Source organism: Kitasatospora sp. NPDC059571 (assembly GCF_042735675.1).
Lineage (GTDB): Bacteria > Actinomycetota > Actinomycetes > Streptomycetales > Streptomycetaceae > Kitasatospora.
Window position 1 is genome coordinate 1 of the sequence record NZ_JBHWBW010000161.1, and the last position, 5,716, is coordinate 5,716.

5 protein-coding genes are annotated in these 5,716 nt (G+C 72.2%); 2 read left to right on the forward strand and 3 right to left on the reverse strand.

The window, feature by feature from the left end; all coding sequences use genetic code 11:
• Both ACFV0G_RS19300 and ACFV0G_RS19305 read right to left on the reverse strand, forming a co-directional pair.
• On the reverse strand, positions 1-545 hold a 545-nt coding region (locus ACFV0G_RS19300; RefSeq protein WP_380548817.1), incomplete at its 3' end, for a PIN domain-containing protein.
• A 191-nt stretch (positions 546-736) separates the two neighbouring features.
• Complete coding sequence (locus tag ACFV0G_RS19305; RefSeq protein WP_380548820.1) at positions 737-1,531, reverse strand: isoprenyl transferase; 795 nt, start codon at positions 1,529-1,531, stop codon at positions 737-739.
• Between the two features lie 394 nt (positions 1,532-1,925).
• Here ACFV0G_RS19305 and ACFV0G_RS19310 point away from each other — a divergent pair, with 394 nt between their 5' ends.
• The gene (locus tag ACFV0G_RS19310; protein ID WP_380548823.1) at positions 1,926-3,518 is read left to right on the forward strand and encodes a chitinase; all 1,593 of its coding nucleotides are present in this window, start codon (positions 1,926-1,928) and stop codon (positions 3,516-3,518) included.
• 116 nt (positions 3,519-3,634) lie between these two features.
• On the opposite strand, the gene ACFV0G_RS19315 is transcribed toward ACFV0G_RS19310, so the two are convergent.
• A complete protein-coding gene (locus ACFV0G_RS19315; protein WP_380548826.1) occupies positions 3,635-4,321 on the reverse strand; it encodes a prepilin peptidase in 687 nt (228 codons plus the stop codon).
• Between the two features lie 103 nt (positions 4,322-4,424).
• On the opposite strand from ACFV0G_RS19315, the gene ACFV0G_RS19320 reads away from it, so the two are divergent.
• A complete protein-coding gene (locus ACFV0G_RS19320; protein ID WP_380548829.1) occupies positions 4,425-5,639 on the forward strand; it encodes a pyridoxal phosphate-dependent aminotransferase in 1,215 nt (404 codons plus the stop codon).
• Positions 5,640-5,716 lie beyond the last annotated feature (77 nt).

Consider the following 5,716-nt stretch of genomic DNA (forward strand, 5'->3'; position numbering starts at 1 on the left):
CCGAAGAGCGCGTCCACCTGGTCCCCGGAGACGTGGACCTCGCTCATCCCCGTCCAGCCGGAGGTGATCGCCAGCTCCGCCCGGTACTCCTCCGCCAGGAGGCCGACCGAGCTCGCCTTGATCCGCAGCGGGAGGTCCTTGGAGACGACGGTGACGTCGTAGCCCTCGGCCTGCAGGTTGCGGGCGACCGCGAGGATGCGGGTGTCGGCCTCGCCGCCGCCGGCCCGGTAGCCGGCCGGGAGGATCGAGGTGTCCGAGTGGTTCAGCTCGACCCGGATCGTGCCGCCGAGCTCCCCGACCGGGATCGGCTCGTCGAGCCGCCCGTGGCGGACGCGGTAGTCGTCGAGGAGGCGGAGCGCCTGGCGGGCGAAGTAGCCCAGCTCCGGGTGGTGCCGCTTCGCCTCCAGCTCGGTGACCACGACCACCGGCAGGACGACCTCGTGCTCCTCGAAGCGCGTCATGGCGAGCGGGTCCGCCAGGAGCACGCTGGTGTCGAGAACGTACGTGCGCCGGTCTGGTGTCCGGCGGCTCTTGGAACTGACCACTAGGCCTCCAGAGCGGATGACCCAGCGTCATCCGCGGCTCACCGGTCCCCGCGGCCCCGGTGGCCGGGGTACCGGTCTGACCGGTGTATGCCCAGGCGAGGCGCGGTGCATGCCGCCGGGCGTGAACTCCGGGATCACAACTGGTGCACGTTTTGTGCTGCTGGCCTGCGGGTATGCGCCCTGACCCGGGTTCAGAGCCCCATCCGGCGGTTCCTCAGCTGGTAGTCGCGCAGCGCGCGCAGGAAGTCGACCTTGCGGAAGGCCGGCCAGTACGCCTCGCAGAAGTAGAACTCGCTGTGGGCGCTCTGCCAGAGCAGGAAGCCGGAGAGCCGCTGCTCGCCGGAGGTCCGGATGACCAGGTCGGGGTCGGGCTGGCCCTTGGTGTAGAGGTGCTCGGCGATGTGCTCGACGTCGAGGATCTCGGCCAGCTGCTCGATCGAGGTGCCGCGGTCGGCGTGCTCCTGGAGCAGCGAGCGGACGGCGTCGGCGATCTCGTGCCGGCCGCCGTAGCCGACCGCCACGTTGACCGTGATGCCCTCGATGCCGGCGGTCTCCTGCGCGGCCTCCTTCAGGACCTGCGCGGTGCGCTCGGGCAGCAGGTCGAGGGCGCCGACCGGGTTGACCCGCCAGCGGCGGGCCTCGGCGAGGCCGCGGACGGCGTCCTCGATGATGCCGAGCAGCGGGACGAGCTCCTCGGCTGGCCGGGAGAGGTTGTCGGTGGAGAGCATCCACAGGGTGACGACCCGGACGTGCGTCTCGTCGCACCAGCCCAGGAACTCGCTGATCTTGTCGGCGCCGCGCTGGTGGCCCTGCGCGGTGGTGCCGCCGGTGGCCTTGGCCCAGCGGCGGTTGCCGTCGAGGATCACGCCGATGTGGCGCGGGGTGTTGTCGAGGTGGACCTCGACCCGGCGCCCGTAGAGGCGGTAGGCGTTGTCGAGCAGGGTGCGCAGACCCGGCGTCCGCTCGACCACATCGCGCAGACCCATGTTCCTCGGCCCTCCGTGCTCGTCGCCGCTCACCGCGGCCCGATCCACCCGGGGCCCGGCCGCCCGGGCGCGCTCGCGGGTGCGAAATCCCTGGCGCGCAGCCTACTCCGGCCGGGTGGACGGCGGTAAAGCCGCAGGTACCGATGGTGTCACAGCGGCGGCCCACCCGGACGCGGGGGCAGCGGACGGGCTCCGCAACGAATCGATCTCCGCTTCCTTAAATCGGCCGTAAGCGGGGATCCGGGTGCTTGACGACCGGCATTGGTCTAGTCCAGCTTGTGACCGAGGGCACACCGGCGGCCCTCCCCCACATCCCTGCGGACCGACCCTCCCCCACGCGGAGCCGCCGCGACCCCCACCGCGGCGGCTCCCCCCTCCCCCTGGAGCGCCATCCATGGCCCGTACCCTTCAGCCGTCGTCGCACCGGCGCCGGCGCAGCTCGCTCCCGGCCGCGGTCGCGGCGGGCACCACCGCGCTCGCCCTGGCCGGCGCCGGCCTGGCGATGTTCGCGGGCGGCGCGAGCGCCGCCGTCGGCAACCTGGTCTCCAACGGAGGCTTCGAGGCCGGCAACCTCTCCGGCTGGACCTGTACCGGCACCGCGAGCGCCGTCGGCAGCCCGGTGCACTCCGGCTCGTACGCGCTGAGCGCCGCGCCCAGCAGCTCGGACACCGCCGAGTGCACCCAGACCGTCAGCGTGCTGCCGAACACCAGCTACACGCTGGCCGGCTACGTGCAGGGCCCGTACGTCTACCTCGGCGCCCGCGGCACCGGCTCGACCGACCCGTCGACCTGGTCCAGCCTCAGCAGCTGGAACCAGCTGTCCACCACCTTCACCACCGGCGCGAGCACCAACAGCATCACGCTCTACGTGCACGGCTGGTACGGCCAGGGCGCGTACAACGCCGACGACATCACGCTGACCGGCCCGGGCGGCACCTCCTCGCCGTCGGCCTCGCCCACCTCGGCCTCGCCGACCCCGTCGCCCTCGGCGTCGCCGTCGTCGTCCCCGAGCAGCTCGCCGTCGTCCTCGCCGAGCTCCTCCCCCAGCTCCTCGCCGAGCGGCAGCCCGACCACCACCCCGCCGCCCACCGGCCTGCCCAAGCACGTGCTGACCGGCTACTGGCAGAACTTCGACAACGGCGCCACCGTGCAGAAGCTGCGCGACGTGCAGAGCGCGTACGACATCATCGCGGTCTCCTTCGCCGACGCCACCGCCACCCAGGGCGCGATCAGCTTCACCCTGGACCCGGCGCTCGCCACCAAGCTCGGCGGCTACACCGACGCCGACTTCAAGGCCGACATCGCCGCCAAGCACGCGGCCGGCAAGAAGGTCGTGCTGTCGGTCGGCGGCCAGAACGGCGCGATCAGCGTGGCCAACGCCGCCGCCGCGACCAACTTCGCCAACTCCGCGTACAGCCTGATCCAGCAGTACGGCTTCGACGGCGTCGACATCGACCTGGAGAACGGCGTCGACCCGACGTACATGTCCCAGGCGCTGCACAGCCTCCAGTCGAAGGTCGGCTCCGGCTTCATCCTGACCATGGCCCCGGAGACCATCGGGATGTACAGCACCTCCGGCGCGTACTTCCAGCTGGCGCTGAACACCAAGGACATCCTCACCGTCGTCAACACCCAGTTCTACAACTCGGGCGGCATGAACGGCTGCGACGGCAAGGTCTACAACCAGGGCACCGAGGACTTCATCACCGCCCAGGTCTGCACCCACATCCAGGGCGGCCTGCGCCCCGACCAGGTCGGCATCGGCGTCCCGGCGTCCTCGCAGGCGGCGGGCGGCGGCTACGTCAACTCCACCGTGGTGAACAACGCGCTGGACTGCCTGGCCACCGGCACCCACTGCGGCAGCTTCGTCCCGCCGGCGAAGTGGCCGACCATCCGCGGCGCGATGACCTGGTCGACCAACTGGGACGCGAAGAACGGCAACGACTTCTCCACCAACGTGGGCGCCCACGCCCACGCCATGCCGTAACCCGCACCCGGCGCGCCTCCCCGTGAGGGTGGGGAGAGCGCGTCAGCAAGGGGCCCGTCGCACTGCTGGGGTGCGGCGGGCCCCGTCCATGCCCGGGGCGCGCGGCCGATCCGGCGTCAGGCCGCGGCGAGCAGCGCGAGCAGGGCGCCCAGCAGCAGCGGCGGCCCGAACGGCAGGGCGTCGCCGCGGCCGGCCCGGCGGGTGAGCAGCAGCACCGCGCCCCAGACGCCGCCGAGCAGGAAGGCGCAGAACACGCCCGAGCCGACCGCCCGCCAGCCGTACAGGGCGAGCACCGCGCCGAGGCTCGGCGCCAGCTTGGCGTCGCCGAGGCCGATCGGGACGAGCAGGGCCAGGCCGCCGTAGAGGAGTCCGAGCGCGGCCGCCGCCAGCAGGCAGCGGAGCAGCACCGCCGGCCGGTGGTCGGCCAGCGGCAGCAGGACGGCGGTGCCGAGCGCGAGCGGCAGGGTCAGTGCGTCCGGCAGCCGCAGCACGGCCGCGTCCACGAAGCCGAGCACCACCCCGAACGCGCCCGCCCAGCACAGCAGCGGCGCGCTCGCCCCGCCGGCCGCGGCACCGAGCGCGGCGCCGGCCAGCACCGCCACCGCCTCCACGCTGCCGGGCCGGGGCCCGGCGGCGGAGTCCCCGCAGCCCGGACAGCGCCCGCCGGGCCGGCGGACGACCCGCCCGGCCGGGCAGCAGCGGCGCAGCGGCTCCCCGTACGCCACCGCGTGGCGCACGGCCGCGGCGCGCAGGAACGGCGCTGCGGCCAGGCCCAGCAGTGCGCCCACCAACCACCCGGTCATGACGGCCCCCCTTCGTCGTCGGACCCGATCCTTGCGCAGCGCGGGCGACCTGTGGCCCAGAACACGTGATGATCTGCGTAACAGCGCCGTAAAGTAGGCAGGCATGCAGGTCATCCAGTCCAGCAAGCTCGCCAACGTCTGCTACGACATCCGCGGACCGGTGCTCGACGAGGCGATGCGGTTGGAGGACCAGGGCCACCGCATCCTGAAGCTGAACACCGGCAACCCCGCCGCGTTCGGCTTCGAGGCGCCGCCGGAGATCCTCCAGGACATCCTGAAGAACCTCTCCACCGCGCACGGATACGGCGACTCCAAGGGCCTGCTCTCGGCCCGCCGTGCCGTGGTGATGCACTACGAGGAGCGCGGCCTGCACGGCCTCTCGGTCGAGGACGTCTTCCTCGGCAACGGTGTCTCCGAGCTGATCCAGCTGGCGATGACCGCCCTGCTGGACGACGGCGACGAGGTGCTCGTCCCGGCCCCGGACTACCCGCTGTGGACGGCCTCCGTCTCGCTGGCCGGCGGCACCGCGGTCCACTACCGCTGCGACGAGCAGGCCGAGTGGTACCCGGACCTGGCGGACATCGCGGCCAAGGTCACCGACCGGACCCGCGCCATCGTGGTGATCAACCCCAACAACCCCACCGGCGCGGTGTACCCGCGCGAGGTGCTGGAGGGGATCATCGAGATCGCCCGCCGCCACAAGCTGGTGGTCTACGCGGACGAGATCTACGACAAGATCCTCTACGACGGGGTCGAGCACGTCCCGCTGGCCACCCTGGCCCCGGACCTGTTCTGCGTCACCTTCAACGGCATGTCCAAGTCCTACCGGGTGGCCGGCTTCCGCTCCGGCTGGATGGTGCTCTCCGGCGACCGGCACCGCGCCGCCAGCTACATCGAGGGCCTGACCGTGCTGGCCTCGATGCGGCTGTGCGCCAACATGCCCGCGCAGCACGCGGTCGCGGCCGCGCTCGGCGGCCGGCAGTCGATCAAGGACCTGGTGCTGCCGGGCGGGCGGCTGCTGGAGTCGCGCGACACCGCGTACCGGATGCTCAACGACATCCCGGGCATCACCTGTGTGAAGCCCAAGGGCGCGCTGTACGCCTTCCCGCGGCTCGATCCGCAGGTGTACAAGATCAAGGACGATGCGCAGATGGTGCTCGACCTGCTGCGCTCCCAGCGGATCCTGATCGTCCAGGGCACCGGCTTCAACTGGCCCGACCCTGACCACTTCCGGCTGGTGACGCTGCCGCGCCCCGAGGACATCGCCGACGCGGTGACCCGGATCGGGGACTTCCTCAGCGGCTACGCGCAGCCGTAGCAGGGCGCCCGAGGCGGAACGATAGGGGCGAGTGGTTTGGGTGTGTGTCTCAACAACACCCCCCCACACAGAGCGAA